We start from the raw sequence: 24,792 nt of genomic DNA, 5'->3' as shown, positions 1-24,792 counted from the left end.
TGGTTGAACACTTTTCATTATAGGTCATATGGGACTTTTTTCTATACTCAAAAAGGCTCCATAATTTCCATGGTGGATTTACCCACTACAGAAATTATAGAGCCAAACTGTCTCCCAGATAGTTGGAGCAAGTACAAAAAGTAAACTAATACTCTTCGAAAATCAAAATTATCCGTTGTCAAGAGCCTTGATGAACTCCAGTTCTATCTTCGGCTTCGTTTCCTAGGCTACTTTTGATTTTCATTGAGTATAAACATACTATATAAGAAAACAACCATCTGAAACAGATGGTTGCGATTTTTTATCTAGAACGTTGTTTACCGGCGTTACGGTTTGATTTCTTAGACGTTTTTTCTTCGATGATAGAGGATGCTTTAGGAGTTACATCCTTGATAGTTGATTTATATGGTTTTGGAGGATTATTTTTAAATTCTTCTTCAACCTTAGCACGAATACGTGGTTTCAAGATGAAGTTTGTAAGAGCTTGTTGAACAAGACCGATAAATCCACCGACTACCCAGTAGAGGGTAACACCAGCAGGTGAAGACCAAGAGAACATAACAATCATCAATGGGTTCATGATTGCCACAGCTTTCATTTGTTTCTTCTGTTCTTCGTCCATACCGACTTGCATCAGAAGTGATTGAGCGTAGTAGAGGATACCAGCAATAGCAGTTAGAATGAGACTTGCAGAACCTAGATCAATGCCAAGGAAGGTTGCTTCTGAGATTCCTTCCGTGTAACGAGCAGCATAGAAGAGTGCCGTAAAGAATGGCATTTGAATCAAGATAGGAAGGCAGCCCATTCCACCAAATACGCTGACACCGTATTGTTTTTGAGCAGCAAAGTATTCCTGTTGGGCAGCTAATTGCTCTTCTTGGGAACTTGCATTTTTCATCCGCTCCTGGATTGGACCTAAAATTGGTTTGAGGTAATTCATTTTCTCAGACTGATAGGTTGATTTCCAAGATTGGTAAATACCTAGTGGCATGATGAAGAGACGAACAATCAATGTCACGATGATAATAGCAACGCCGAAACCGAGTCCTTGGTTTTCCGCGAAGAATTTAATCAGGTTTCCCATTGGGGCAACAAGGAAGTTGTAGACCCAACCTTCACCAGTAGGAACACCGTTCTTTGTCTGCACACATCCTGATAGAAATACTAGCGTAGACAGGGCTAGACCTGTTAATAAAATTCGTTTATTCTTTTTCAAAATGATACATTCCTTTTTTTACAAGATACATTCTATTTTACTTTTTTTGTTCAAAATATACAAGTTTTATCTATACGCCACCTGAAAATCCTTATAGTCTTCGAAGTTGGCTAGGGTGACATCTAGATAGGTGACTTTGGCCATACGAGAAGGCCCTTTCCGAATTTCATGGATAAAATGGCTGAGCTTCTCAGCATTATCTGACTGAGCTAAAATGGTGACAGTTCCATCATCATTATTCCAAACTCTGCCGTAGATGTCGCCTATTTCCACAGCTAAAAATTGAACAGACCAACGAAAGCCGACTTCTTGCACACGACCAGATGCAATCATTTTTACCTTTCGCATAAGTTTCTCCTTTTGACAAGACATTTACTTTATTATATCATGGTTGGGTAAGACTGTTCAAAAATCAAGATAATTGATTTAGCCGTTGGAAAATTGAAGTGGCTGAGCAGTAAAAGAAAAAGGGGCATTCATGGAGATCATTCGCTCAAAGGCCAATCATTTGGTCAAGCAGGTTAAGAAATTACAACAGAAAAAATACCGTACTTCTTCTTATTTGATTGAAGGTTGGCATTTGTTGGAGGAGGCTTTGGCGGCCAAAGTACCTATTGAACATATTTTGGTATCAGAAGAACATGTTCATCGGGTTGCTGGTTTATCCAATGTAACAGTTGTCAGTTCAGAAATTATGCAGGATTTGGCAGACTCACGGACACCGCAAGGGGTAGTAGCTCAACTGTCCTTACCAAATCAGACCTTACCCGATGTCTTAACAGGAAAATTTTTGGTTCTGGAGGATGTGCAGGACCCTGGAAATGTTGGTACCATGATTCGTACAGCTGATGCAGCTGGTTTTGATGGAGTATTTCTATCGGATAAGTCGGCAGATATTTACAATATGAAAGTTCTGCGTTCCATGCAAGGGAGTCATTTCCACTTGCCAGTTTATCGGATGCCGATGACTGCTATTTTTTCTGCTTTAAAAAGCAATCAGCTACAAATCTTGGCAACAACCCTCTCTAGTCAGTCTGTTGACTATAAGGAAGTTACGCCAAATCCGAGTTTTGCCTTGGTCATGGGAAATGAAGGTCAAGGAATTTCAACTTTTGTAGCCGATGAGGCGGATCAACTTGTCCATATTACCATGCCAGGGCAGGCGGAAAGCCTCAATGTAGCCATTGCGGCGGGTATTCTATTGTTTAGCTTTATTTAAGCCAAGTGTACTATAGTGTGGTATAATATTCCAACGAGGTTAACGAATGGTTGCATATAAACAAGATAAAGAATACATGCATTACGTGGGGCACTTGATTGCCACACCCAAGGTGCAAAAATTGGGGAAGATTCCTCATCATTATCACTCCACGCGCTTGGAACATTCCATCAATGTCTCTTATACAAGCTATAAGATTGCGAAAAAATTTGGTTGGGATGCCAAGTCAACAGCTCGTGGTGGTCTATTGCATGATTTATTCTTCTATGATTGGAGAGATACCAAATTCAACAAGAGCCATGCTTGGGTTCATCCACGAATTGCTAAACGCAATGCTCAGAAACTCATTCAACTCAATAAACTAGAAGAAGACATCATTGTGAAGCATATGTTTGGTGCGACAATCGCTCCTCCTCGCTACAAGGAATCCTGGATTGTGACGTGTGTGGATAAGTATTGGGCTGTGAGAGAGTGGAGTCTGCCCTTACAACACAAGTGGAAAAATCGTAAGGTCTTCCGTTTTCAATAAGATGATTTAAAGGAGAATAGTATGAATAACGATTCATTTATTATTAATCAGGTGGATAATACCGCCCTCAACCGTTTCTTCGGTAAAATTTATGGTGTGGTTGCCATGGGAATTGGTCTGTCAGCTCTAGTTTCTTTCTTGGCTGTGACCGTCTTTCAATCTTTATTGCTTAGTCTGCTGAGTGCAGGCTCCATCATCATGATGCTGATTATGATTGGTCAGATTGCCTTGGTTGTTTCTGCTTCAGCAATGGCAGCTAAAAATAGCCCAATGGCTCTACCAATGTTTCTTGCCTACTCAGTAACAAATGGGATTACCATCAGCATGATCTTGATGTTCTATACCAGCGAAACAGTTGTTCTTGCCTTTGTGTCAGCGGCTCTTATGTTTGCTATCATGGCTGTAATTGGGATGACAACGAAGAAGGATCTTTCTGGTATGGCTCAGGCATTGCGTGCAGCTCTATGGGGAATTATTATTGCAAGTGTTATTAATATCTTCCTTCGTAGCTCTGGTCTAAGCTTTATGATGTCTATCATTTCTGTTTTGGTATTCTCAGGTTTGATTGCTTATGACAACCAACGTATCCGCAATGTTTTCGAACAAACAGGTGGTAATGTTGGTCAAGGTTGGGTCGTATCTATGGCGCTTCAGCTCTATCTTGACTTTATAAACCTTTTCCTCAACTTACTCCGTATCTTTGGTGGATTGAGTCGAGACTAATTATGACATATAAAAAAGAGGGGTGCCCTCTTTTTTTTATATGTCGTTTGTTATGCTAGAGCTCCCATTGGATCCCATGGGGCAAGGACTTGTGGTTGAGCTTGATAAGCTGCTAGTTCTTCTTGTGTGAGGAATTCTTTTCGGACAACAATCTGATAAGTGTACTCGTCCATCCAGCTATCTGATGCGACGAAGTATCCCTTGTCACCAACCTTGTCACCCCAAGAGTTTTCTACTTTCCATTTGAGAGGTTGCTCATTGTCATCTAAATCAACACCAGTTAAGACCATAGCGTGGGTCATCAAGCTCTCGGAGTAGTCTAATCTTCCAGCCTTGTCTTGATGGAAATGGATACCCAGACCTGAAGAGAAGTCGTAGGTGTTGGTTGCCATAATACCAGTTTGACGGTTGCTACTTTGACCGACATCGGAACCAAACCAAACGGACTCACCAGCTTTGAGTTGAGCAATAGCTAGTTCTTTAAAACGGTTCATTTCTACATTGAGATAGCGGACAGCAGGGGCGCCAACGACGTTCCCCAATAATTCGACTGTATAAGATTTATTGTAAGGTTTATCAGTAGTTGGAGCGTTGATAATGGAGACATAGTCAGTTAGTTTCAAACCAACGTATTTCTCGTAGAATGCCTGAGGTGTCACATTTGTATCGCGGTGATAGACATTGTCTTTATCTCTATATGCAAAATCAAAGCTACGTGGAGGGAGTCCAAGGTTGACGGCTAGGAAGTTAAAGATTTCTTGAAGTAAGTTTTCTTTTTGTATTTGAACTTCTTCCGAGGAAGCTCCTTTGGCAAGGAGGTCTCGCAAGATTTGTGCATCTTGACGGAGCAATTTGTTAAGGTACTGATTGAGCTCACGGCTGGCACTGGATGAGATAGATTCTGGATAGACGGATTTCGGTACCACACCATATTTTTCAAATAGGGCAACAACCATATCCCATTGACCGCCATCTTGTTGCGGGGTATCCAATAAGAATTTTACCTTACGGCTACCAATTTCTTGGTCAGCTGTGGCAATGATTTGTTCGAGGAACCAGTTGGATTTTTCATATTTATCCCAAAAGAAGGTATGGGCCTGTGATAGCTCGAAATTTTCCAGTTTGAAGTCAGAGATGAGCTTGTGGCGGAAGGTGTTCAATGCAGCAAACATCCAGCAACGTCCAGAAGCCTTTTGGTTTGAAACAGCGTCCTTGGTCAAGTCGATTGAAAAGACATAGTCATTGTCGATGGCGCTTTGGCGTGTTTCTAAGGATTTCAAAAGTCCATTGTGGCTAACGGCATTTTCGGTTGCCTGTAGGCTGGGATTAGCTAGATAGTTGGCATACAAGCGTTCTGTAAAATCAAAATCTAATGTTGACATATATTACTCCTTTTTTAATGATAATCACATTATAGCGCTCATAATTTATTTTGCAAGTATTTGGTGGAGTTGAAAGCTACAGTTCCTCACATATTTGTGATATAATAGGAAAAATATTTGATGAGGTAGTGACATGACCAAGACACCATTTGTTAGTAAAGAAGTTTTAGAAACCATTACGGAGCAATTTCCGACTCCTTTTCATTTGTATGATGAAAAAGGTATTCGTGAGAAGGCTCGTGCCCTTAATGCAGCTTTTTCATGGAACAAAGGCTTTAAGGAATATTTTGCGGTCAAAGCGACTCCAACTCCAGCTATTTTAAAAATTCTTCAAGAAGAAGGCTGTGGAGTGGACTGTGCAACAGATGTAGAAGTGCTGATGAGTGAAAAATTGGGCTTTAAGGACATCATGTTCACATCAAATGACACCCAGGCGCAAGAATTTGTCTATGCTCGAAAAGTTGGGGCGACCATTAACCTTGATGCCTACGAGCATATTGAGTTTTTGAAAAATGTTGCTGGTATCCCAGAAACGGTCTGCCTCCGTTACAATCCAGGTGGAGTCTTCTCGCTGGGAACGGATATTATGGACCACCCAGAAGAGTCTAAATTTGGGATGACCAAGGAACAGTTGATGAAAGGCTATAAGGAGCTAAAAGAACTAGGTGTAAAGCAGTTTGGTATTCATGCCTTTCTAGCTTCGAATACAGTAACAAATGACTACTATCCTGTCTTAGCTCGTCAACTCTTTGAATTGGCCTTGGAAATTCGTGAGGAAACAGGTGTGACCTTGGACTTCATCAACCTATCAGGTGGGATTGGGGTCAACTATCGTCCTGAGCAAGAACCAAACGACATTGCTGTCATTGGTGAGGGTGTCCGTAAGGTTTATGAGGAAATTCTCACGCCAGCTGGCATGGGCCATGTAAAAATCTTTACGGAACTTGGTCGCTTTATGTTGGCTCCACATGGTCACTTGATTACAAAGGTGCTCCATCGTAAGGAAACCTATCGGACTTATATAGGTGTGGATGCATCGGCTGCCAACCTCATGCGTCCTGCCTTCTATGGTGCCTACCACCATATTACCAATATCACGCGCCCAGATGCGCCAATCGAAGTGGTGGATGTGGCAGGTTCCCTCTGTGAAAACAACGACAAGTTTGCAGTTAATCGTGAATTACCACGGGCAGAAGTAGGTGACACCTTGGTCATTCATGACAGTGGGGCCCACGGCTTCTCCATGGGCTACAACTACAACGGTCGTCTGCGTTCCTCTGAAATCCTTTTGCAGGAAGATGGCACAGCGCGGATGATTCGTCGTGCTGAAACACCAGAGGATTATTTCACGACCATTTACGGTTTTGATTTTGACAGGTAAGTCTTGGAAAAGCCTGTTGAATTTGGTATAATAGATTCATTAAGAGATTGTCGCAGGGCAATTCCGAATGAATTATTTTTAGAAGAGTCAGGAGATTGACAAATGAACTTAGGTTTAGCAATTTTACTTATTGTATTGGCATTTGCAGGTGGTGTAGCCTTGGGTATTTACTTGTCACGCAAACAAGTTGAAAACTACATTGCTGACAAGCCAGTTTTGGATGAAAATGCTTTGCGTTTGATGATGAGCCAAATGGGGCAAAAACCAAGCGAGGCAAAAGTACAACAAGTACTTCGCCAAATCAAGAGCCAACAAAAAGTGGCAAGCAAGAAAAAATAATCAAACTGGGACTGGGATATTCATTCCCAGATCCCATTTTTTGAGTAGAAAAGAAAGGCTAGTCAGATTTTCTGGCTATTCTCAGTATTATGGATAATCGACCAATAGGTTTTTTAGATTCAGGTGTTGGGGGATTAACGGTTGCGCGTGAGTTAATGCGCCAGCTTCCCCATGAAGAAATCGTTTATATAGGGGACTCGGCACGGGCACCTTATGGACCCCGTCCAGCGGAACAAATCAGAGAATATACTTGGCAGTTGGTCAATTTCCTTTTGACAAAAAATGTAAAAATGATTGTCTTTGCCTGCAATACGGCAACAGCGGTAGCCTGGGAAGAAGTCAAGGAAAAGTTGGATATTCCTGTTTTGGGTGTTATTTTACCAGGTGCTTCGGCAGCTATTAAGGCAACGCAAACTGGTAAGGTTGGTGTCTTAGGAACGGCTATGACCATTCAATCCGATATCTATCGTGAAAAAATTCAGGCCCTTTCTCCAGAAACGCAGGTAGACAGTCTGGCTTGTCCCAAATTTGCACCACTGGTTGAGTCCAATAGCCACCAATCCAGCCTTGCCAAAAAGGTTGTTTACGAGACACTTCGACCACTTGTTGGGAAAGTGGACACCTTGGTTTTGGGATGTACCCATTATCCTCTGCTTCGCCCTATCATCCAGAATGCCATAGGCAAGGATATCAAGTTGATTGACAGTGGGGCAGAGTGCGCGCGAGATATTTCTGTTTTATTAAATTATTTTCAAATCAACCGCAGCCGTACCGAAAAGGATATTCAGCACAGATTTTACACAACAGCTAGTCCGGCAGCTTTTAAAGAAATAGCTGAAAGCTGGATGGGCATTGATATTCATGTGGAGCATGTAGAACTATGACAGACAAGATATACGAATACAGGGATGAACATAACTGGTTTATCGGAAAAGCCAGCTTTGCCAATCTATTTGGTTCATTTGGTGAAAATGGCAGAGAGCAGGAAATTTACCAGATTGGTCAATTGTTTGACAAGCTAATTGCTGGCAATTATGAAGACGAGAACTTTAACCAGTGTGTCAACATTGAAGTGATCAAACTTCAGTCTGAATTTGCCCTCTTTCAATTTGCCTGTGATGCTTTGAATGAGTTAAACAATCGTCAATTCAAGGTTCTCCAACACCAAGGAGCTATTCTGGTAACAGAGAATGACAAACTTCTCTTAGTCCATCTGCCCCAATCAGGAGTTAGCACGGCAGATTTCTTCGGTCAAGACAAGGGATTGGCAAGCGTAGGAGATAGCATCTTGATTGCTACAAAAAATGAAGGTAAGACCAAGGAATTCCGTAAGTTTTTTGAGCGTTTTGGCTACCAGGTCGAGAACCTCAACAACTATCCTGACCTGCCAGATGTGGCAGAAACAGGGATGACTTTTGAGGAAAATGCACGGCTCAAGGCTGAAACCATTGCAGAGCTGACAGGCAAGATGGTCTTGGCAGATGATTCTGGTTTGAAGGTTGATGCACTTGGCGGACTGCCAGGAGTTTGGTCTGCTCGTTTTTCAGGTCCAGACGCCACAGATGAGCTCAATAATGCAAAACTCTTGCATGAGTTAGCTATGGTATTTGAACTGAAAGATCGTTCGGCACAATTCCATTGTACTCTGGTCATGGCTGCTCCAAATCGTGATAGTTTGGTTGTCGAAGCGGACTGGGAAGGCTTTATCGGTATGGACCTCCGTGGGGAAAATGGGTTTGGCTATGACCCGCTCTTCCTCGTCGGTGAAACAGGTAAGACCTCGGCAGAATTGACCTTAGAAGAAAAAAATAAGATTTCCCACCGTGCACAAGCACTAGAAAAATTAGTGGAGGCATTTCCAGTATGGCAGGAGCAAGCAAAACAATCCTAGTCATGAGCGACTCTCATGGGGACAGACAGATTGTAGAAGAGATTAAAAACCATTATCTTGGCAAGGTTGATGCCATCTTTCACAATGGTGATTCGGAGCTGGATAGTCAAGATAGTTTGTGGGACGGCATTCAAGTGGTCAATGGGAATTGCGACTATTTTAGTGGTTACCCTGACCAGCTCATTACTCAATTGGATGGTGTGACTATCGCTCAGACTCATGGTCATCTTTATGGCATTAATTACGGCTGGCAACGCTTGGATTATTGGGCACAGGAAGTGGATGCGGATATTTGTTTGTATGGTCATCTGCATGTGCCTGATGCCGAAGTGCGTGGCAAGACCCTCTTCCTCAATCCTGGCTCCGTTAGTCAACCTCGTGGTTTGGTCAGAGAATGTCTCTATGCTCTTGTGACCATCTATGATGATCACTTCCATGTGGATTACTACAATCGACAGCACCAACTTTACCCAGCATTGACAAAGGATATTTCAAGATGATTGCAAGAGAATTTGAAGCCTTTTTATTGGACCAGGAAGAAACTTTCTTGACACCAGCGGATAAATTGGCAGTAATTATTGATACGCATAATATTGACCATGCAAAACTGTTACTCAGTCACATGACCTATTCACGCGTACCTGTGGTAACAGAAGATGGCCGCTTTTTTGGAACCATCGGATTGACGGAAATCATTAAATATCAAGCTGAAAATGAACTATCGGATGATGAGTTAAACAGAGATATTTCTGTGATTGTAAAGACAGATGAAGAGACTGTTGGTCTGGATTATGATTTGACAGAAGTGATGCGCAAGCTAGTAGATCAATCTTTCTTACCCGTCCTTGGGGAAAATAGAGAATTTATGGGAATCATTACACGAAAATCCATCTTAAAGGCAATCAATGCTCTCTTGCATAATTTCCCCCTAGCGTCAAAAGAAGGCAAGAAATGAAGCAGGCGATTGAATCTTTTATCCAGAGCAAAAAGGTCAGTGTCAACAGCCAAAAGTCCTATACCTATGACCTGCAGCAGTTTGTGACAGTAACAAAGGGGGAGATTAGCCAACAGTCTCTTTTGGTCTATCAGCAGTCTCTTCTAGACTTGAAACCTGCTGCTCAGAAAAGAAAAATGTCAGCGGTCAATCAATTTCTCTACTTTCTTTATGAAAATAATTTCCTGGATCGTTTTTATAAATTGCAAACGATGTCAGGTCCAGCAAGCGTCAAAAAGAAACTGGAGCGTGAGGATTTAACTCTCCTCTTTCAAGAAAGTCCTTGGTTTGATGGGCAACTGATTACTCTTTTGATTGCCTTACTAGGGCTGACTCCTAGTGAAATAGCAGAGCTGACTAGTCAGCAGGTCAATCTGGATTTTCAAGTCCTGACAGTTGAGAAGGGAGGAGCCAAGCGGGTGCTCACTCTGCCCAAGGAATTGATACCCTATATGGAGTCTCATCTGTCTGGACGCTATGTCTTCGATAAGAAGGGACAGACCTATTCTCGTCAATGGTTTTTTAATCGTCTGACAGAATTTGTCCAGTCCATCGGCAAGCCTGATTGGACAGCCCAAAAATTACGGGAGCAGTATATTCTAAAACAGATAGACGAAGGAAAATCCTTGGACCAAATCGCCAAGCAGTTGGGACTGAAAACAAGCATGAGTTTGGAAAAATTTAGATAATGGATATAAAATTAAAAGATTTTGAAGGGCCACTTGATCTCCTGCTACACCTGGTGTCCAAGTATCAAGTAGATATTTACGAGGTTCCGATTACAGAGGTTATCGAGCAATATTTGGCCTACATTGCTACCTTGCAAGCCATGCGTTTAGAGGTAGCGGGAGAATATATGCTCATGGCTAGTCAATTGATGGTCATCAAAAGTCGTCGGTTATTGCCGAAGGTTGTTGAGCAAATTGATCCCGAAGATGATCCTGAAATGGACCTCTTGGACCAGTTGGAAGAATACCGCAAGTTCAAGCTTCTCAGTGAGAAATTAGGGGAGCAACATGATGAACGGGCCAATTATTTTTCAAAACCCAAATTAGATTTGATTTATGATGATGTACAGTTAGCCAAGGATAAGACCGTCATTGACATTTTCCTAGCTTTTTCTAAAGTAATGGCTGAAAAACAGGCAAGCCTCCGTCAGTCTCATGCGACCATTGCCCGTGATGAATATAAAATCGAAGACATGATGGACTTTGTTCGCAGTCGTTTCGAGACTGGTCCACGCCTTGAACTCCGTCAGCTTTTTCAAGAAAGTCAAGATGTCAATGAAATGATTACGATCTTCCTTGCGACTTTGGAATTGGTCAAGGTTCATGAAATCGTCTTGGAGCAGACAGAGACTTTTGGAGATATTTATCTAGTAAGGAGTGAAGATGAATCGCTTAGCTGAAATCGAAGTCCTGCTCTTTGTGGCAGGTGAGGATGGCTTGACGTTACGAAATTTGGCAGAGATGTTGGAAATGCAGCCGACAGCTGTCAGCCAGCAGTTAGAGAAACTTAGTGAGAAATATATAGCAGACAAAGCGTCAGGCTTAGCCATCTTGGAGTCTTCCAATCGCTATAAGTTGGTTACTAAAAAAGAATATGCAAACCTTTTGCGAATCTATGCCAAAACACCAATCAATCAGACTATGTCACGGGCTCTTTTGGAAACCTTATCAATCGTAGCCTATAAGCAACCCATTACTCGGATTGAAGTTGATGATATTCGCGGAGTCAATTCCAGCGGTGCCATCAGTAAATTACAGGCCTTTGACCTCATTCGTGAGAACGGTAAGAAAGAGGTTCTTGGTAGACCAAATCTCTATGTGACAACGGATTATTTCCTGGATTACATGGGAATTAATAGTCTAGAAGAATTGCCTGATGTGTCTGAAATAGATTTGATTCAAGAAGAAACAGAGCTATTCGTAGAAAGAAATGAGTTAGAAAATGAGAATTAATAAATACATTGCCCATGCTGGAGTTGCCAGTCGTCGTAAGGCAGAAGAACTAATCAAACAAGGACTAGTTACTGTAAATGGTCAGGTTGTTCGTGAGCTAGGGACAGTTATCAAATCGGGTGATAAGGTAGAGGTTGAGGGACAACCAATTTATAACGAAGAGAAGGTCTACTATCTCCTCAATAAACCACGAGGTGTTATTTCTAGTGTGTCAGATGATAAGGGCAGAAAGACGGTTGTGGACTTGTTGCCAACAGTTAAGGAGCGGATTTATCCAGTTGGACGTCTGGACTGGGATACATCTGGGGTCTTGATTTTGACCAATGACGGTGATTTTACAGACGAAATGATTCACCCACGTAATGAGATTGACAAGGTCTACTTGGCGCGTGTCAAAGGGGTTGCCAACAAGGAAGTCTTGCGTCCCTTGACCCGGGGTGTTGTCATTGATGGCAAAAAGACTAAGCCTGCGGTGTATGAGATTATAAAGGTGGACCCTGTTAAGAACCGCTCAGTTGTAGAATTAACAATCCATGAAGGTCGAAACCACCAGGTTAAGAAGATGTTTGAGGCTGTCGGCTTGCAGGTAGACAAGCTGTCTCGTACTCGCTTTGGTAATCTTGACTTGACCGGCCTACGTCCAGGAGAATACCGCAAGCTCAACAAGGAAGACATCAGTAAACTACATACCCTGGCTGTTACTAAGCCAGTAAAAAAATAATGACTAGACTTTTGATCGGCTTGGTCCGATTCTATCAGAAATTTATTTCTCCCCTTTTTCCGCCCTCTTGTCGCTACCGTCCAACTTGTTCGGCTTATATGATCGAGGCCTTACAAAAACATGGACTCAAAGGCTTTTTGATGGGGTTGGCTCGTATTGGGCGTTGCCATCCCTTTGTGGAAGGTGGGGAAGATCCTGTGCCGGACAGGTTTAGTTTGAAAAGAAATAAGCAGAAGTAGGGCAACCTACTTTTTGTTCTGTATAAATATAGGTTTTTAGGTTGCCTTTAGTACTCTCTCAAAAGGTTTGGGAGCCTTTGAAGGCTGGAGATAGGGCGAAGCAAGTTCGCCTCAATATTAACAGTCAACTGGACTGTAAAAGCTAATCAATCACTGCGCTCAGATGTTGACACGAACTCTGAGAAGCGAGGTTGGTATTTTTACCCAGCCTCCGCTCGTCGAAGGAATCAAAGATAAACCAAATGACTCTCCTTTTTGTTACAGACAAGACTATACTTATCCGACTTCATTGAGTATTGGGCTTAGTGGACTATCATAAAAAACTAAGAAGCAGTAGTGGCTGAGGAGGTACTCTTTTTTACCTCTATTCACTGCTATTTTTAGTTAAAATGGAAAAAAGTGAGAATACTCAAAGGCGAATATTGTTGGTAAGGTAGTTGCATATTTATGCTAAATCGTGCTATACTATTCAAAATAAATAAATGGGGTAGGGATATGAAAAGAATGAAAAACATCGCTTTAACTGGTATCGGTCTGCTTTCTATTGCAACGTTAACAGCTTGTCAAACTAAAGAAAAGACGAGCGATGTTGCTCTGACATTTAACTCAGAAGTGATACACGAAGGACAAACTATTGAAGGCGGAAGTCTCAAATATGCCTTGGTAGCTTCGGCACCTTCGACCGGTATCTTAATTGATGAATTATCGCAAACGGCGGTAGACTCAACCTTTGCAGACATGGTTGATATTTCTATGTTTGGATATGATTCAGCTCGTAAGCTAGACGATTCAGGCCTTGCTAAGGCAGAGTTTGATGTAGACGCAAAGACAGTTACCGTTAGTTTGACAGGCAAGGACTATAAGTGGTCCGATGGGCAAGCCTTCACCATTGATGATTATATTTTCACAATCGAACAACTAGCTAGTCCAGACTATACAGGGGTTCGTGCAGATACTACCTATACAAATATCATTGGCTTTGAAGAATTTCAGGCTGGAACAGCAAGTGAAATTTCAGGTGTTAAGAAGGTTGATGATTATACGGTTGTCCTCTCAGTGAAAGACATGTCTCCATCCATGATGTATGCTGGTGGTGGAGTACCTTATTTAGTCATGCCGAAACACATTTTTAAAGACATTGCAGTCAAAGATTGGGAATCAAGTGAGTATTCTCGTACGGCAAAAGTTGTCGGTATGGGCCCTTATAAGGTCAAGGAAATTGTCAATGGCGAGTCGGTGACCTATGTACCAAATGAGTACTACTTTAAAGGGAAAGTTAAGCTAGATAGTTACAGGATTGATATTGTTTCACCAGATACGATTGTTGCAGAAATGAGAGCAGGCAATTATGATATTGCTGATATGCCAACAGACCAGTACGAATCTTACAAGGACTTATCTAATATTACTTTACTAGGTAGTCTGGATGGTATTTACAATTATATTGGCTTTAATCTTGGTAAGTACGATGATGCTAGTGGTAAGAATGTGACCAATCCTAATGCTAAGATGAATAATGTTAAATTGCGTCAAGCAATGGGATATGCATTGGACAATGCGGTGATTGGAGAGAAATTATATAACGGCTTGTATCACCCGACAAACTCACTAATTATCTCTTTCTTTGGAGATGTTCATGATTCAGAATTAGCTGGCTATAGTTATGATCCTGAAAAGGCTAAAAAACTTCTCGATGAAGCAGGATATGAAGATGTAGATGGAGACGGTATGCGTGAAGATGCTGATGGAAAATCGCTTACCATCAGTGTTGCAGCACAGAAATCAACCGAAACGCAAGAAACTATGGTACAGCAATACCTTACATGGTGGAAAGAAATTGGTTTGAATGTGGAACTCTATACAGGAAGAACTATTGAGTACAATACTTTCTATGAATCAATTGCTGCCAATGATGAGGGGATTGATGTCTATCTTGCTGCTTGGATCGCTGGCCTAGATCCAGACCCGACATCATTGTGGGGACCTGAAGCTATGTACAACTATACTCGCTTCGTTTCAGATGAAAACACAGCACTTTTAAATAAAATTACCTCTGCTGAGTCATTTGACGAACAAAAAAATATTGAAAACTACAAAGCTTGGCAAGAATATGCCTTCGAACAAGCCTTTGCAATTCCAACCTTTGAACGTGAAAGTATTACTGCCGTTAACAAACGGGTTAAATATTACGACGTTTATATCGGTTCGGACAGTAAATCAGGTCATGAAAATCTTGAGTTAACTGCGGAAAAAGGGATTACAGCAGAATAAATGTAAGAAAGGGGAGTTTATTTGCTCTCCTTTTTCATTTTCTATGAAAATTTGAAAAAAATGCGGCAAAACTCTTGATTTTCAGCCTTCTTTAAGCTACAATAGTATCACGATTTCATTGATTTAACTCAAACCTGTTGTGAGTTAAGTGAATGAATCATCATTCACCATGCTGTTTGCTGAGCTTGACTCCGGGCAGTGTGGCTATTTTTTTGTCTTTCTTGCCATAGGAGACAGTCGAGTCTTTTTACTCAATGAAAATCAAAAAAGAAACTAGAAAATAAGCAGCAGACTGTACTGGTATACGGCAAAATGAAGCTGACATGGTTTGGATTTGATTTTCGAAGGGTATTCGTGTTTAGTGAAATGTCACCAGAGGGGTCCTTATGAATATTGAAACATTAGAGTATATAGAAGAAACAGCCAAAAACCACATTGTCTTATTTGAACCACAGATTCCACAGAATACAGGCAATATTGCTCGAACTTGTGCTGCAACCAATAGTCCACTCCATATCATTAAGCCTATGGGATTTCCAATTGATGACCGTAAGATGAAACGTGCAGGACTAGATTATTGGGATAAGTTAGATGTTCGCTTTTATGACAATTTAGCAGAATTCATGGATTATGCCAGCAAACAAGGACGTGTTCACTTAGTATCTAAATTTGCTGATAAAACCTATTCGGATGAAGACTATAATGATGGGAACATTCATTATTTCTTATTTGGCCGTGAAGATAAGGGCTTGCCAGAATATTTTATGCGTGAACATCCAGAGAAGGCTATCCGTATTCCAATGAATGATGAACATGTGCGTAGTCTTAATGTCTCTAATACAGCGTGTATGATTGTATATGAGGCTCTTCGGCAGCAACAGTTCGCTGGTCTAGATTTGGTTCACACCTATGATGGGGACAAGTTAAAATAGTGAAAACTTACCAAGCTCTTGCAAATGCAAGGCTTTTTTGGTATGATGAAATAGTCTTCAGGGCAGGGTGAAATTCCCGACCGGCAGTGTAAAACGTGGTAATTTGTTTTAAGACTAGGCAGCGAATCGAAGACCATACTGAATGTATGTCGAGATGAGCTAACGCAGTATTAGAACAAAATAGACCGTTGGTAGTCTGCGAGCGAAAGCTGATGTGGTGCAATTCCACAACCGACAGTAAAGTCTGGATGGGAGAAGACGAAGTGGAGGCTTTTTGCCTGCTCTTCCACGCTTCTTCAATTTTCAAAAATTGGAGGAACCTTATGACAAACACACGCAAAATGACGATTATCGCCATTCTCTCAGCAGTATCCTTTCTGCTCATGTATTTGAAATTTCCGCTGATTCCAACAGCCAGTTTCCTGGAAGTGGATTTTTCTCTCGTACCGATTTTATTTGGTCTGCTTGTTCTAGATATGAAGTCTAGTTTTGCTATCCTTTTGGTACGAACTTTTCTCAAACTGATTTTAAATAATCAAGGACCATCGACTATTATTGGCTTACCGATGAATATTGCAGCTATGTCAGTTTTCATTTTAGCAGTAGCTTATTTCTGGAAAAATGAACAAACGATAAAAAATTATTTAAAAGCATCAGCTGTTGCGACGCTTGGTTCGACAGCAGTGATGCTGGTATTAAATTACGTTTATGCGGTGCCTGTCTATGCAGCCTTTGCAAATTTTGATATTAAAGAAATCTTGGGTCTGACTAACTATCTTTTGATGATGGTACTTCCTTTTAATCTTTTACAAGGGATTGTGCTTTCAGCAATATTTTATATCTGTTACAAAGCAGCCCAACCTATTTTTAAGAAAGTTTAACCTTTATAAGGTAAACTATACTGTATGAAGAATAAACAAATCCATTTACGAAACGCATCTTTTTTTGCTCTGGTCTTTGTGATATTGGGCTATGTAGTAAAATTTTATCCTACTACCCTAGCAGGTTTTGACTCGACTGTCCAGTCTGCCATTCGTGGAAATTTACCAAGTGGAGCCAGTCAATTTTGGACCTCTATTACTGTTTTAGGAAATACAGTTATTATTTTAGCTATTACCTTGATTCTAGCTGCTATCTTTTACTACTATAAAAAATGGAAGATAGAAGCTTATTTCCTACTTGCTAGTTTTGCGGCGATGGGTGTGGCATCCACAGCCCTGAAATATGTCTACCAACGTCCGCGTCCAAGTATTGAATGGTTGATTGATACTATCGGTTACTCATTTCCTAGCTGGCATACTGCATCAACTATGATGATTGCAGGAGCAGTTGTTATTATTGTTCACCAGAGGATGAAGAAAGGCATAGCTAGACTTGTGCTACAAGCCATGTTGATTCTACTTGCTGTCCTGGTAGCTGTATCCCGTATCTATATTGGGGTTCACTATCCGACAGATATTATCGGTGGTTGGCTACTTGCCGTCACTCTTTTACAAATGATGTATCCATTTTACGATCAGAAACGCTTTGAATGGCGTTTCCAAAGTAAGCAAAAATAGTTAATTTGACACCAACTCCTACTGTAAAAGGTAGGAGTTTTAACTTGTCATCTTTCTATTATCGTTACTTCGCTTTTCCGTCCTTTGTAGAAGTGGCTTATTTCACAAGATTTATTGAGACTGAGCTCAGGCACAGCGCCATTTCTTAGAGTTCGCGCTGGACTTATAGGAAAATAGTGCAAAAATCCTCCGAGAAATTCTCAGAGGATAATGATGTATAAATCTAGTTTTTGATTGGGCCATCAGCAACGGCTTCAACAGCATTTTTTATCATTTGGGCGAATACTTCGCCTCCATTACTTTCAAGATTGAAATGAACAAGGTCGGTATTGTACCAAATTGGTGGATTATCCTTTGCAACTTGATACCAGTCTGCAATGGAAATGTAATCATATTTTTCAGCCAATTCTTTCTCGTATTGACCAGTTTGATAGGAAATGGATTCGCTCGGAGTGAAGTTTCCATCGTAAGGAGTGACAAAAATAAGGCGACGTCCTTTAGGAAAATCTTTGACTAGCTGGTCTAGTAGTTCCTGATAATTATCCGTAGTATTTGTACCTAGGGCTACAACTACAGTCTCTTTCAAGCTATTATTTTGCTTATAAAGATTTATCAATTTAGCAATTTCAGAGAGATTTCGACTGACAGTTCCATCGATCTGTGCATCTGGTAGCGCGGTCTGTATGGCAGAACTAGCGCGAACAGTAACAGAATCGCCAAAGATGATAACTCCTTTTTGAATTTCAAAACTAGTAGCTTTAGCGTTTTCAGCGGCAGATCGTGTTGTATTTAGTTGGGTCTGAGCTTGATAAAGATTGCTAACCATGCTCTCTTGTTCAAAACTTCCTAATTTTGGTGCAAACAGACAGATACCTAAGCCAACTATGGTCAAGCAAGCAAAGCTACCAAGAAGCCATTTTTTATATGGTTCCAAATCTATGGCTAATCCAAACAAGCTTCCTACTTTTCCAGCAATATATGGTTCTAGAATATAGAAGGAAATAGTTGATAGGATAGTAGAAAAAACAAAGGATAATCCCGCAGCGATAGTGGCATTTGTCAGTTGTGTAAAGATAATGAGCAAGGGCCAATGGAAGAGGTAGATACCATAAGAAATACTTGCAAAGAAGAGGATAATTGCAGGTTCTTTGACATCTTCGGTTTTCTCGTGAAGTACCCGAGCAGCAAAAATCATAGTTGCTGTAGCTAAACTGGATAGAAGAAAACCAATTAGATAGGTCCAGATGGAACTGAATTGAAGAGTAAAGAGAAGAAGAAGTTCTACTCCTAGTCCTCCAAGAAACAGACCTATAGCTTGTTTGATAGTCAATGTATTCACTTGTTGCTGGAAGGCAGTTGTTGTATTTCCGATACCGGCGATGGTTGCGAGAATGCTTCCGAGGAAGAATGGGAAGGTATGTGTGAAGCTCGAGTAGTAAATGGTTGAGAAATTATCTACAAAGAAACTTGAGATAGACATTGCTAAAAAACTTAGCGAGAAGAGGCTTATAGATGTTAGAAAAATTGATCCACGTAGTTGCCCCACACTTTTTGAGATGCGAGTCAGATACCAAACTAAACCAGCCCAGACAAGGTAATACTGAACTTCTATGGCTAGTGTCCAAGTATGCACAAATAGATGAGGTGAAAATTGATTCTCGTAACTACCACCTGATAGAATTTCAAAGAAGTTTGTCATGAATCCGAGCGCAGCGGCTATCTGATTGCCGATATTGGCAATGAAATCATTGCGGACAAGCAGAGCAAGTGGAAGGACCAAAAGAATCGTTAAAACCAGAGGGGGGAGAATCCGATAGAACCTTCTTCTGAAAAAGCTGACAATATCTATTTTTTTATGTTTTGCAAACTCATCAATCAAAAGGGCGGTTGTCAAATATCCAGACAGGGTAAAGAAGAGGTCAACCCCCACAAAGCCACCTGGGAAATATTTGATAAAGAAATGATAGAGTAGGACAAAGACTAATCCAATCACACGTATAACGGATAACCATTTAATTTTCATATTGATAAATCCCCTGTTTAAAAGTTCCTTCGTAGGTAGCTTGTCCTTCGGTGGTCAATTTTCCTTTTCCATCGGCGTAGCCGTTTTTAAATTGCCCGGTATAAACCCACCCACTTGCAGATGTGTAGGTTCCTTGACCGTGGAAAATTCCATTTTTAAATTGCCCCTCGTAGACATCTCCATTATCAAAGGTCAATTTTCCTTGACCATTCATTTTATTTGCGACCACATAACCGTTGTACTGCAGGGCGCCATTATTGAAAGTCATGGCTTGCTTGCTGGCAATTCGCCCTGTAAATACAGAGAGGGCACAGATGAGGATGATAATAAGGGAGAGGATTTCAAGTTTTGGACGGGTGAAATGACTTGTTATATCATGCCATTTTATGCTAGGTAATTTGAACTCTTTCATCGTTTTACTCTTTCATAGGATTTGACCGACGCTAATCAGTTCTTTCTAGGATACAGTAAGAAATTATCAGTTCAGTCAGAAATAGTTTACCATTTTTTTACAAATATTACAAAAATATTACATAGAAAATCTTATTCTTGGTCAAATGACTGTAACCTGTCCAACCAGTTTTGACAACCTTTCTTTACCATTTCGTAGGTTTCGTCAAAATCTCCAGTATACCAAGGGTCTGGTACGGATTTTTCTGCGAATTGAAAAATCTTATTTTGGGCATGTGCTGGTGCCATTTTCTGTAAATCTCGGACATTATTGCTGTCCATACCGATGATAACATCAAATTCCTCAAAGTCTGCTTGAGAGATTTGTTGAGAAGTTTTGGTCTTGTCATAGGGAATCTTGTGCTTTTGGAAAATTTTCTGTGTTCCAGGGTAGATAGGATTACCATGTTCCCAGTTTGAAGTAGCACGGCTTTCAATGTGAAATTGATTTGTCAAATCTTTCATGACAAATTCAGCCATAGGGCTACGACAAATATTTCCAAGACAGACAAAAACGATTTTTTTCATAGATTCTCCTTTCGTGGCATAAGAAAAGAGAAGGCAGACTCGACAGGTAAATGTCTGAGTTCCCCTCTCTTGCATATTTTTGTTCGGGCTATAGGTAAAAGACCAAATTAAGTGTAATGTTCATTATCAAACAGTGCACGACCAATCCTACCTATATTGAACTCTTTGTTTATTTCTCTTCTTTGTCGAAAGCATTTTTGATGCCATTAATGGCACCTTCAAGCCCATCTTTTGCATCTTCGACTAGCTCTTTTGCTTTGCCAATTCCTTTCTCAACAAGTCCTTCAACTTCGATTTCCTTGTCGCCGGTCAGCTTACCAATTACCTCTTTTGCAGAGCCAGATAGCTGTTCTAGTTTTGCGTCAAATTTTTCTTCTGACATAAAATCCCTCCTTGATATACACATATGGGGGCGATGATTTTCTAAAAAGAAAATCACATACTATTCTTACTTACTAGTCTATCGTATATAAGTTAATATAGCAAGGGATTTGTCTGTCAATAAGCCAAAGGAGGATGAGGGATCATTCTTGCAATTTTTTCTTCTTTTATTTATAATAATTATAAATAAAAGAAAGGGTGATATATGATGAAACAAAAATATTATCAATCTCCAGCAGAAATTGCGTCTTTCAGCCCGCGTCCATCACTGGCTGATTCTAAGGCTGTTTTGAATCAAGCGGTGGCCGATTTATCAGTAGCCCATTCAATCCTCCATCAAGTTCACTGGTATATGCGTGGTCGTGGCTTTATGATTTGGCATCCAAAGATGGATGAATATATGGAAGAAATTGATGGTTATTTGGATGAGATGAGTGAGCGTTTAATCACCTTAGGTGGGGCACCATTTTCTACCCTTAAAGAGTTTAGTGAAAATAGTCAGCTCAAGGAAGTTCCTGGTGATTACAATGTAACGATTGAAGAGCAATTGGCGCGTGTGGTAGAGGTGTTCCGCTATCTGGCTGCTCTTTTCCAAAAGGGGTTTGATGTCAGTGATGAAGAAGGTGACAGCGTAACCAACGACATTTTCAATGTGGCTAAGGCTAGTATTGAAAAACATATTTGGATGCTGCAGGCAGAGCTTGGTCAAGCTCCTAAGTTGTAAACAGATGAAGGGTCCATAGTAGGACTCTTTGAAGGCTACTAACAATTATTAAAAATTTGGGATTGAAACTTCTCCATAAACTTATTTTACGAGGAGAATAGAAATGGGAAAAATAGTTGTAACCGGAAAAGCGATAGAGTATGTAGAAATGGATTTGATGAAAATTCGGATTACCATCAATAGTCGTGAAAACAGTCCTAAACGAGCAATAGCTGTTCTGCGAGAAAATACAGAGCAGCTATTAGCTGACTTAAAGACATTACTTGGAGATTTGCAGGCCGTTCGCTTACATGAAGAAGAAATTGATTTCCAGAATTTTTTAGATGATGAAGTCGGAGAATGCAGAAGAAGTTTTTCAATAGCTGTTCCATTAAATTTAGAATTGTGTGACCGAATTGTTCAGTTATTAGCGACATCGGACTATTATCCAGAATACATGGTTGGTTACTACCATAGCAATCCTCAGGCAATTGAGGAGAGATTGTTAGAGAAGGCAGTATTGGATTCCAAGCAAAAAGCGGAAAAAATTGCTCAATATTCTAACCAAACTCTAAAAGGAATTATAGAAGTCAAAAACAATTCTTGGCATTCTTCAGAGCCATTGGAAAGGATTGATTGGATGGAATGCGAACAGGAATTTAGTTCTAGTCCAAAGGTATCGTTCACAGAACTCTCAAAACCAGAAGAGCGTCTCAGCAAAGAAGTTGAAATTGTGTGGAATTGTGAGTAAAAATATGAAACCAGTACTTTTGTTTCCTTCTGATGTTTTTCAGAAGAATCAAGTTGATGAGGGATTACAAGCTGAGTATGAAGCTGCTAAAGAATATTTCGAAATTTTACTATTTGATAATTTATCCTGGTTTGAGGATGGAAAGTTAAAGTTATCCAAGAAGGTGGAAAAACGTCAAATGTGCATTTATCGAGGCTGGATGATGAAACCAGAAGACTATCGAACTTTCTTCGAACAATTGGCAGAACATGGATTGGATTTAGTAACACAACCAAAAGAGTATGAGGCGCTTCATTTATTTCCTAAAGTTTATCCTTTAATTAAGCAAGATACGGCTTCTACTTTAATCTATCCAGCAAATCGGAAACCAGTAATTAGTGAAATTCGTAAGCACTTTAGTGAGTTTATGATTAAAGATTATGTAAAATCTGTAAAAGGTTCGCAAATTCCGTCTAAAATTTCTTCGGAAATCAGTCAGGAAGAATTGGAACAATTATTTGATACTTTCTATGATCTCAGAGGTAACTTGTTCACAGGAGGGCTTTGTCTAAAAGAGATACTACCTTTGAAGTATTATGGTGAACGTACGAATGAGTACAGAGTATTTTTCTATAAAAATTCCATACTATCAATTAGTCAAAATAGTCACCAACCTACCCCGACACTTTGGCCACCAGAAGATTTAATCAATCGTTATAGGGATTTACCTAGTCCATTTTATACTGTTGATTTTGCGGAGTTAGAAGATGGGAGTTGGAAGATACTAGAAACTGGAGATGGTCAAGTTTCAGGTCTATCTTTTAACCAAGATTATTCCCTCTTCTTCAAAAAATTATCATCAATGTCATAAAGAGCTCGAACTTAGCGAGCTCTTTTTCATATATGACATTTGTCACATGAGTCAATGACAAAGGCTTCTAGTGGGGTCTCCTTTTTCGAGATATACTGTCTATGTAAGATGTTCAAGAAGTAGGAGGTAGAAAAATGATAGAAGTACAAGCACTGGAAAAAGTCATCAAAGGACGGACAATTTTGTCCAATATTTCCTTTGAAATCAAGTCTGGGGAATGTGTGGCTTTAATCGGTCCAAATGGGGCTGGGAAAACGACGCTTATGTCTTGTTTGTTGGGAGATAGGAAGGCAACGAAAGGGCAGGTTTTGTTGGACGGTTTGGCTCCACAGGCTCAGTCTAATAAGGAAAAGGTAGCAGTCTTACCACAAGAAAATGCTATCCCGACAGACCTGAAGGTCAAGGAATTGCTCCGCTTTTTCCAAGCCATCTACAAGGATAGTCTGACAGATGTGGAAATCGACAGCCTGCTCTGCTTTTCCCCAGAGCAAAAAAATCAACTGGCCGGCAAGCTATCGGGTGGTCAGAAGCGGCTCTTGGCTTTCGTCATCTGTCTGATTGGCAAGCCCAAGTTGCTCTTTTTGGACGAGCCGACGGCGGGCATGGATACTTCGACCCGCCAGCGTTTTTGGGAGATTGTCCATGAACTCAAGGATCAGGGTGTGACTATTTTTTATACCAGCCACTATATCGAGGAAGTGGAGCATACGGCGGAGCGGATTTTGGTCTTGCACCAGGGGCGGTTACTAAGAGATACCACGCCATTTGCTATGCGGAGCGAGGAGCAAGAAAAAGAAGTGACATTGCCGATTGCCTTTGCGGCGGCGGTGGAGAGCTTGGCTGAAATCAATGAGATCAGCTACAAACAAGACACGGTCAGCTTTAAGACCCGAGCTATTGAGCAGGTTTGGGCTAGTTTGCAGGAGGCAGGTTGTCGGATTTCAGACCTGGAAGTGCAGAATAAGACCCTGCTCAATAGCCTATTTGACAAGACGAGGGAGGAAGAATCATGAAAGCATTAGTTCAAGTAGAGGCGGTAAAATTATCCAGAAGTTTGGGAGTATTTCTCCTGTCTATCGGCATGCCTGTCATCTTTTTCCTGATTTTTTCATCAACGGTCCAGTTTGACGATGCGGCCATGCAAAAGGCCTTTATCCAGTCCTACATGCTGACTATGACAGGCTTTTCCATGTCGGGCTTTGCCCTCTTCACCTTTCCCATGATGCTGGCAGAGGACAGAAAGAATAGCTGGTTGACCTTTATCCAGCATTCTCCCCTGCCAATCTGGCACTACTACCTGTCCAAACTGGTGCGGGTCTTGCTCTGCTTTGTATCTTCCATTGCCATTGTCTTTGCGGTCGGTGGCTTGGTCAAGGGAGTAAACTTGTCAGCTCAGGAATGGGTCGTGTCCGCACTCATACTCCTTGTAACCTCTATCGTATTTTTAGCCATCGGCTTGCTCTTGGTGCAAATTCAGTCGGAACAAACCATGTCGGTGGTGGCCAACTTGCTTTATTTTGTTCTGGCCATCATGGGTGGCTCTTGGATGCCTGTTTCCCTCTTTCCTGACTGGGTACAGCGGATCTGCAAACTCATGCCGAGCTACCATGTCAACCAGCTGGTGACCACCTATGCCCAAGAGAGAGATTTTCTCTGGAAATCCTTGCTAATTGTCCTAGGATATGCCATAATTTTCTTAGGAATTGCTCTAGTTCTGAATAGAAAATCGGAGCAACAGTGAGGTAAGCC

General features: G+C 40.9%; 30 protein-coding genes and 1 riboswitch. Of the genes, 23 read left to right on the top strand and 7 right to left on the bottom strand.

The window, feature by feature from the left end; genetic code table 11:
- Positions 1-301 precede the first annotated feature (301 nt).
- The gene (yidC, locus tag NOL38_RS03190; protein WP_277941346.1) at positions 302-1,216 is read right to left on the bottom strand and encodes a membrane protein insertase YidC; all 915 of its coding nucleotides are present in this window, start codon (positions 1,214-1,216) and stop codon (positions 302-304) included.
- Positions 1,217-1,282: 66 nt separating this feature from the next.
- The gene (locus NOL38_RS03185; RefSeq protein ID WP_277941345.1) at positions 1,283-1,564 is read right to left on the bottom strand and encodes an acylphosphatase; all 282 of its coding nucleotides are present in this window, start codon (positions 1,562-1,564) and stop codon (positions 1,283-1,285) included.
- Between the two features lie 130 nt (positions 1,565-1,694).
- On the opposite strand from NOL38_RS03185, the gene NOL38_RS03180 reads away from it, so the two are divergent.
- Genes NOL38_RS03180 through NOL38_RS03170 form a run of 3 tightly spaced genes read left to right on the top strand, consistent with a single transcriptional unit; the run spans position 1,695 to position 3,687 of the window.
- Entirely contained in the window at positions 1,695-2,435 is a 741-nt protein-coding gene (locus NOL38_RS03180) for a TrmH family RNA methyltransferase (protein ID WP_024400975.1), read from the top strand.
- Between the two features lie 46 nt (positions 2,436-2,481).
- On the top strand, positions 2,482-2,964 hold the full coding sequence (locus NOL38_RS03175) for an HD domain-containing protein (protein ID WP_014638505.1): 483 nt from the start codon (positions 2,482-2,484) through the stop codon (positions 2,962-2,964).
- A 21-nt stretch (positions 2,965-2,985) separates the two neighbouring features.
- The gene (locus NOL38_RS03170; RefSeq protein ID WP_009910586.1) at positions 2,986-3,687 is read left to right on the top strand and encodes a Bax inhibitor-1/YccA family protein; all 702 of its coding nucleotides are present in this window, start codon (positions 2,986-2,988) and stop codon (positions 3,685-3,687) included.
- 50 nt (positions 3,688-3,737) lie between these two features.
- On the opposite strand, the gene pepC is transcribed toward NOL38_RS03170, so the two are convergent.
- Positions 3,738-5,069: an aminopeptidase C gene (gene pepC / locus NOL38_RS03165; protein WP_277941344.1), complete on the bottom strand. Its 1,332-nt coding sequence runs from the start codon at positions 5,067-5,069 to the stop codon at positions 3,738-3,740.
- 133 nt (positions 5,070-5,202) lie between these two features.
- On the opposite strand from pepC, the gene NOL38_RS03160 reads away from it, so the two are divergent.
- From NOL38_RS03160 to NOL38_RS03090, 15 genes are all read left to right on the top strand, one after another.
- Positions 5,203-6,450 (top strand): diaminopimelate decarboxylase, encoded by a 1,248-nt coding sequence (locus NOL38_RS03160; RefSeq protein ID WP_277941343.1) that lies wholly within the window; start codon positions 5,203-5,205, stop codon positions 6,448-6,450.
- Between the two features lie 102 nt (positions 6,451-6,552).
- Entirely contained in the window at positions 6,553-6,789 is a 237-nt protein-coding gene (locus tag NOL38_RS03155) for a YneF family protein (protein WP_002939206.1), read from the top strand.
- A gap of 89 nt (positions 6,790-6,878) precedes the next feature.
- Entirely contained in the window at positions 6,879-7,673 is a 795-nt protein-coding gene (gene racE, locus NOL38_RS03150) for a glutamate racemase (RefSeq protein ID WP_277941342.1), read from the top strand.
- The gene (locus NOL38_RS03145) at positions 7,670-8,680 is read left to right on the top strand and encodes a nucleoside-triphosphate diphosphatase (protein ID WP_277941341.1); all 1,011 of its coding nucleotides are present in this window, start codon (positions 7,670-7,672) and stop codon (positions 8,678-8,680) included. The genes racE and NOL38_RS03145 overlap by 4 nt, the downstream gene beginning before the upstream one ends.
- The gene (locus NOL38_RS03140) at positions 8,653-9,180 is read left to right on the top strand and encodes a metallophosphoesterase (protein ID WP_277941340.1); all 528 of its coding nucleotides are present in this window, start codon (positions 8,653-8,655) and stop codon (positions 9,178-9,180) included. Before NOL38_RS03145 ends, NOL38_RS03140 begins: the two co-directional genes overlap by 28 nt.
- Positions 9,177-9,635, top strand: coding sequence for a cyclic-di-AMP-binding protein CbpB (cbpB, locus tag NOL38_RS03135; protein ID WP_012027618.1), 459 nt, complete (start codon positions 9,177-9,179; stop codon positions 9,633-9,635). The genes NOL38_RS03140 and cbpB overlap by 4 nt, the downstream gene beginning before the upstream one ends.
- On the top strand, positions 9,632-10,363 hold the full coding sequence (gene xerD, locus NOL38_RS03130) for a site-specific tyrosine recombinase XerD (RefSeq protein WP_277941339.1): 732 nt from the start codon (positions 9,632-9,634) through the stop codon (positions 10,361-10,363). The genes cbpB and xerD overlap by 4 nt, the downstream gene beginning before the upstream one ends.
- Positions 10,363-11,082, top strand: a complete 720-nt coding sequence (locus NOL38_RS03125) for a segregation/condensation protein A (protein ID WP_002942755.1) — start codon at positions 10,363-10,365, stop codon at positions 11,080-11,082. Before xerD ends, NOL38_RS03125 begins: the two co-directional genes overlap by 1 nt.
- Complete coding sequence (gene scpB / locus NOL38_RS03120) at positions 11,066-11,635, top strand: SMC-Scp complex subunit ScpB (RefSeq protein WP_277941338.1); 570 nt, start codon at positions 11,066-11,068, stop codon at positions 11,633-11,635. Before NOL38_RS03125 ends, scpB begins: the two co-directional genes overlap by 17 nt.
- Entirely contained in the window at positions 11,625-12,356 is a 732-nt protein-coding gene (locus tag NOL38_RS03115; protein WP_277941337.1) for a pseudouridine synthase, read from the top strand. Before scpB ends, NOL38_RS03115 begins: the two co-directional genes overlap by 11 nt.
- A complete protein-coding gene (yidD, locus tag NOL38_RS03110; protein ID WP_014736240.1) occupies positions 12,356-12,595 on the top strand; it encodes a membrane protein insertion efficiency factor YidD in 240 nt (79 codons plus the stop codon). The genes NOL38_RS03115 and yidD overlap by 1 nt, the downstream gene beginning before the upstream one ends.
- A 495-nt stretch (positions 12,596-13,090) precedes the next feature.
- Positions 13,091-14,866, top strand: a complete 1,776-nt coding sequence (locus NOL38_RS03105) for an oligopeptide ABC transporter substrate-binding protein (RefSeq protein ID WP_277941336.1) — start codon at positions 13,091-13,093, stop codon at positions 14,864-14,866.
- Between the two features lie 386 nt (positions 14,867-15,252).
- A complete protein-coding gene (locus NOL38_RS03100; protein ID WP_014736238.1) occupies positions 15,253-15,798 on the top strand; it encodes a tRNA (cytidine(34)-2'-O)-methyltransferase in 546 nt (181 codons plus the stop codon).
- Positions 15,799-15,847: 49 nt separating this feature from the next.
- Positions 15,848-16,062, top strand: a riboswitch (FMN riboswitch).
- 59 nt (positions 16,063-16,121) lie between these two features.
- Entirely contained in the window at positions 16,122-16,679 is a 558-nt protein-coding gene (locus tag NOL38_RS03095) for an ECF transporter S component (protein WP_277941335.1), read from the top strand.
- Positions 16,680-16,703: 24 nt separating this feature from the next.
- Positions 16,704-17,357 carry a phosphatase PAP2 family protein gene (locus tag NOL38_RS03090; protein ID WP_277941334.1) on the top strand — a complete coding sequence of 218 codons (654 nt, stop codon included), beginning with the start codon at positions 16,704-16,706 and terminating at the stop codon, positions 17,355-17,357.
- Positions 17,358-17,580: 223 nt separating this feature from the next.
- Here NOL38_RS03090 and NOL38_RS03085 read toward each other — a convergent pair whose 3' ends face one another.
- The 4 genes from NOL38_RS03085 to NOL38_RS03070 form a co-directional block, all read right to left on the bottom strand.
- Positions 17,581-19,380 carry an acyltransferase family protein gene (locus tag NOL38_RS03085; protein ID WP_277941333.1) on the bottom strand — a complete coding sequence of 600 codons (1,800 nt, stop codon included), beginning with the start codon at positions 19,378-19,380 and terminating at the stop codon, positions 17,581-17,583.
- Entirely contained in the window at positions 19,370-19,792 is a 423-nt protein-coding gene (locus NOL38_RS03080) for an MORN repeat-containing protein (RefSeq protein ID WP_013730506.1), read from the bottom strand. Before NOL38_RS03080 ends, NOL38_RS03085 begins: the two co-directional genes overlap by 11 nt.
- Before the next feature lie 131 nt (positions 19,793-19,923).
- Positions 19,924-20,358: a low molecular weight protein-tyrosine-phosphatase gene (locus tag NOL38_RS03075; RefSeq protein ID WP_105150227.1), complete on the bottom strand. Its 435-nt coding sequence runs from the start codon at positions 20,356-20,358 to the stop codon at positions 19,924-19,926.
- Between the two features lie 169 nt (positions 20,359-20,527).
- Complete coding sequence (locus tag NOL38_RS03070) at positions 20,528-20,740, bottom strand: CsbD family protein (RefSeq protein ID WP_002942806.1); 213 nt, start codon at positions 20,738-20,740, stop codon at positions 20,528-20,530.
- Between the two features lie 204 nt (positions 20,741-20,944).
- On the opposite strand from NOL38_RS03070, the gene NOL38_RS03065 reads away from it, so the two are divergent.
- The 5 genes from NOL38_RS03065 to NOL38_RS03045 all read left to right on the top strand — a co-directional run bounded on the left by NOL38_RS03065 (position 20,945) and on the right by NOL38_RS03045 (position 24,784).
- On the top strand, positions 20,945-21,463 hold the full coding sequence (locus NOL38_RS03065) for a Dps family protein (protein ID WP_024385928.1): 519 nt from the start codon (positions 20,945-20,947) through the stop codon (positions 21,461-21,463).
- 103 nt (positions 21,464-21,566) lie between these two features.
- Positions 21,567-22,193, top strand: coding sequence for an SIMPL domain-containing protein (locus NOL38_RS03060; RefSeq protein ID WP_105120073.1), 627 nt, complete (start codon positions 21,567-21,569; stop codon positions 22,191-22,193).
- Positions 22,194-22,197: 4 nt separating this feature from the next.
- Entirely contained in the window at positions 22,198-23,043 is an 846-nt protein-coding gene (locus NOL38_RS03055; RefSeq protein ID WP_277941332.1) for an ATP-grasp domain-containing protein, read from the top strand.
- Between the two features lie 134 nt (positions 23,044-23,177).
- Positions 23,178-24,056: an ABC transporter ATP-binding protein gene (locus tag NOL38_RS03050; protein WP_277941331.1), complete on the top strand. Its 879-nt coding sequence runs from the start codon at positions 23,178-23,180 to the stop codon at positions 24,054-24,056.
- Positions 24,053-24,784 carry an ABC transporter permease gene (locus NOL38_RS03045; RefSeq protein WP_277941330.1) on the top strand — a complete coding sequence of 244 codons (732 nt, stop codon included), beginning with the start codon at positions 24,053-24,055 and terminating at the stop codon, positions 24,782-24,784. Before NOL38_RS03050 ends, NOL38_RS03045 begins: the two co-directional genes overlap by 4 nt.
- The last annotated feature ends 8 nt before the right edge of the window (positions 24,785-24,792 follow it).

This window comes from Streptococcus suis, assembly GCF_029616525.1.
GTDB classification, from domain to species: Bacteria; Bacillota; Bacilli; order Lactobacillales; family Streptococcaceae; genus Streptococcus; species Streptococcus suis_AF.
This window is presented reverse-complemented; position numbering and strand designations above follow the sequence as displayed.

What these genes read in the sequence shown, in the direction of transcription:
- scpB (WP_277941338.1), top strand. Translation starts at nt 11,066, where the DNA reads ATGAATCGCTTAGCTGAAATCGAAGTCCTGCTCTTTGTGGCAGGTGAG.
- NOL38_RS03050 (WP_277941331.1), top strand. Translation starts at nt 23,178, where the DNA reads ATGATAGAAGTACAAGCACTGGAAAAAGTCATCAAAGGACGGACAATT.
- NOL38_RS03125 (WP_002942755.1), top strand. Translation starts at nt 10,363, where the DNA reads ATGGATATAAAATTAAAAGATTTTGAAGGGCCACTTGATCTCCTGCTA.
- NOL38_RS03085 (WP_277941333.1), bottom strand. Translation starts at nt 19,380, where the DNA reads ATGAAAATTAAATGGTTATCCGTTATACGTGTGATTGGATTAGTCTTT.
- NOL38_RS03100 (WP_014736238.1), top strand. Translation starts at nt 15,253, where the DNA reads ATGAATATTGAAACATTAGAGTATATAGAAGAAACAGCCAAAAACCAC.
- pepC (WP_277941344.1), bottom strand. Translation starts at nt 5,069, where the DNA reads ATGTCAACATTAGATTTTGATTTTACAGAACGCTTGTATGCCAACTAT.
- NOL38_RS03155 (WP_002939206.1), top strand. Translation starts at nt 6,553, where the DNA reads ATGAACTTAGGTTTAGCAATTTTACTTATTGTATTGGCATTTGCAGGT.
- NOL38_RS03060 (WP_105120073.1), top strand. Translation starts at nt 21,567, where the DNA reads ATGGGAAAAATAGTTGTAACCGGAAAAGCGATAGAGTATGTAGAAATG.
- NOL38_RS03140 (WP_277941340.1), top strand. Translation starts at nt 8,653, where the DNA reads ATGGCAGGAGCAAGCAAAACAATCCTAGTCATGAGCGACTCTCATGGG.
- NOL38_RS03170 (WP_009910586.1), top strand. Translation starts at nt 2,986, where the DNA reads ATGAATAACGATTCATTTATTATTAATCAGGTGGATAATACCGCCCTC.
- racE (WP_277941342.1), top strand. Translation starts at nt 6,879, where the DNA reads ATGGATAATCGACCAATAGGTTTTTTAGATTCAGGTGTTGGGGGATTA.
- NOL38_RS03045 (WP_277941330.1), top strand. Translation starts at nt 24,053, where the DNA reads ATGAAAGCATTAGTTCAAGTAGAGGCGGTAAAATTATCCAGAAGTTTG.
- NOL38_RS03105 (WP_277941336.1), top strand. Translation starts at nt 13,091, where the DNA reads ATGAAAAGAATGAAAAACATCGCTTTAACTGGTATCGGTCTGCTTTCT.
- NOL38_RS03055 (WP_277941332.1), top strand. Translation starts at nt 22,198, where the DNA reads ATGAAACCAGTACTTTTGTTTCCTTCTGATGTTTTTCAGAAGAATCAA.
- NOL38_RS03160 (WP_277941343.1), top strand. Translation starts at nt 5,203, where the DNA reads ATGACCAAGACACCATTTGTTAGTAAAGAAGTTTTAGAAACCATTACG.
- NOL38_RS03065 (WP_024385928.1), top strand. Translation starts at nt 20,945, where the DNA reads ATGATGAAACAAAAATATTATCAATCTCCAGCAGAAATTGCGTCTTTC.
- yidD (WP_014736240.1), top strand. Translation starts at nt 12,356, where the DNA reads ATGACTAGACTTTTGATCGGCTTGGTCCGATTCTATCAGAAATTTATT.
- xerD (WP_277941339.1), top strand. Translation starts at nt 9,632, where the DNA reads ATGAAGCAGGCGATTGAATCTTTTATCCAGAGCAAAAAGGTCAGTGTC.
- NOL38_RS03095 (WP_277941335.1), top strand. Translation starts at nt 16,122, where the DNA reads ATGACAAACACACGCAAAATGACGATTATCGCCATTCTCTCAGCAGTA.
- NOL38_RS03145 (WP_277941341.1), top strand. Translation starts at nt 7,670, where the DNA reads ATGACAGACAAGATATACGAATACAGGGATGAACATAACTGGTTTATC.
- NOL38_RS03180 (WP_024400975.1), top strand. Translation starts at nt 1,695, where the DNA reads ATGGAGATCATTCGCTCAAAGGCCAATCATTTGGTCAAGCAGGTTAAG.
- NOL38_RS03185 (WP_277941345.1), bottom strand. Translation starts at nt 1,564, where the DNA reads ATGCGAAAGGTAAAAATGATTGCATCTGGTCGTGTGCAAGAAGTCGGC.
- NOL38_RS03175 (WP_014638505.1), top strand. Translation starts at nt 2,482, where the DNA reads ATGGTTGCATATAAACAAGATAAAGAATACATGCATTACGTGGGGCAC.
- NOL38_RS03090 (WP_277941334.1), top strand. Translation starts at nt 16,704, where the DNA reads ATGAAGAATAAACAAATCCATTTACGAAACGCATCTTTTTTTGCTCTG.
- NOL38_RS03075 (WP_105150227.1), bottom strand. Translation starts at nt 20,358, where the DNA reads ATGAAAAAAATCGTTTTTGTCTGTCTTGGAAATATTTGTCGTAGCCCT.
- NOL38_RS03070 (WP_002942806.1), bottom strand. Translation starts at nt 20,740, where the DNA reads ATGTCAGAAGAAAAATTTGACGCAAAACTAGAACAGCTATCTGGCTCT.
- NOL38_RS03080 (WP_013730506.1), bottom strand. Translation starts at nt 19,792, where the DNA reads ATGAAAGAGTTCAAATTACCTAGCATAAAATGGCATGATATAACAAGT.
- NOL38_RS03115 (WP_277941337.1), top strand. Translation starts at nt 11,625, where the DNA reads ATGAGAATTAATAAATACATTGCCCATGCTGGAGTTGCCAGTCGTCGT.
- cbpB (WP_012027618.1), top strand. Translation starts at nt 9,177, where the DNA reads ATGATTGCAAGAGAATTTGAAGCCTTTTTATTGGACCAGGAAGAAACT.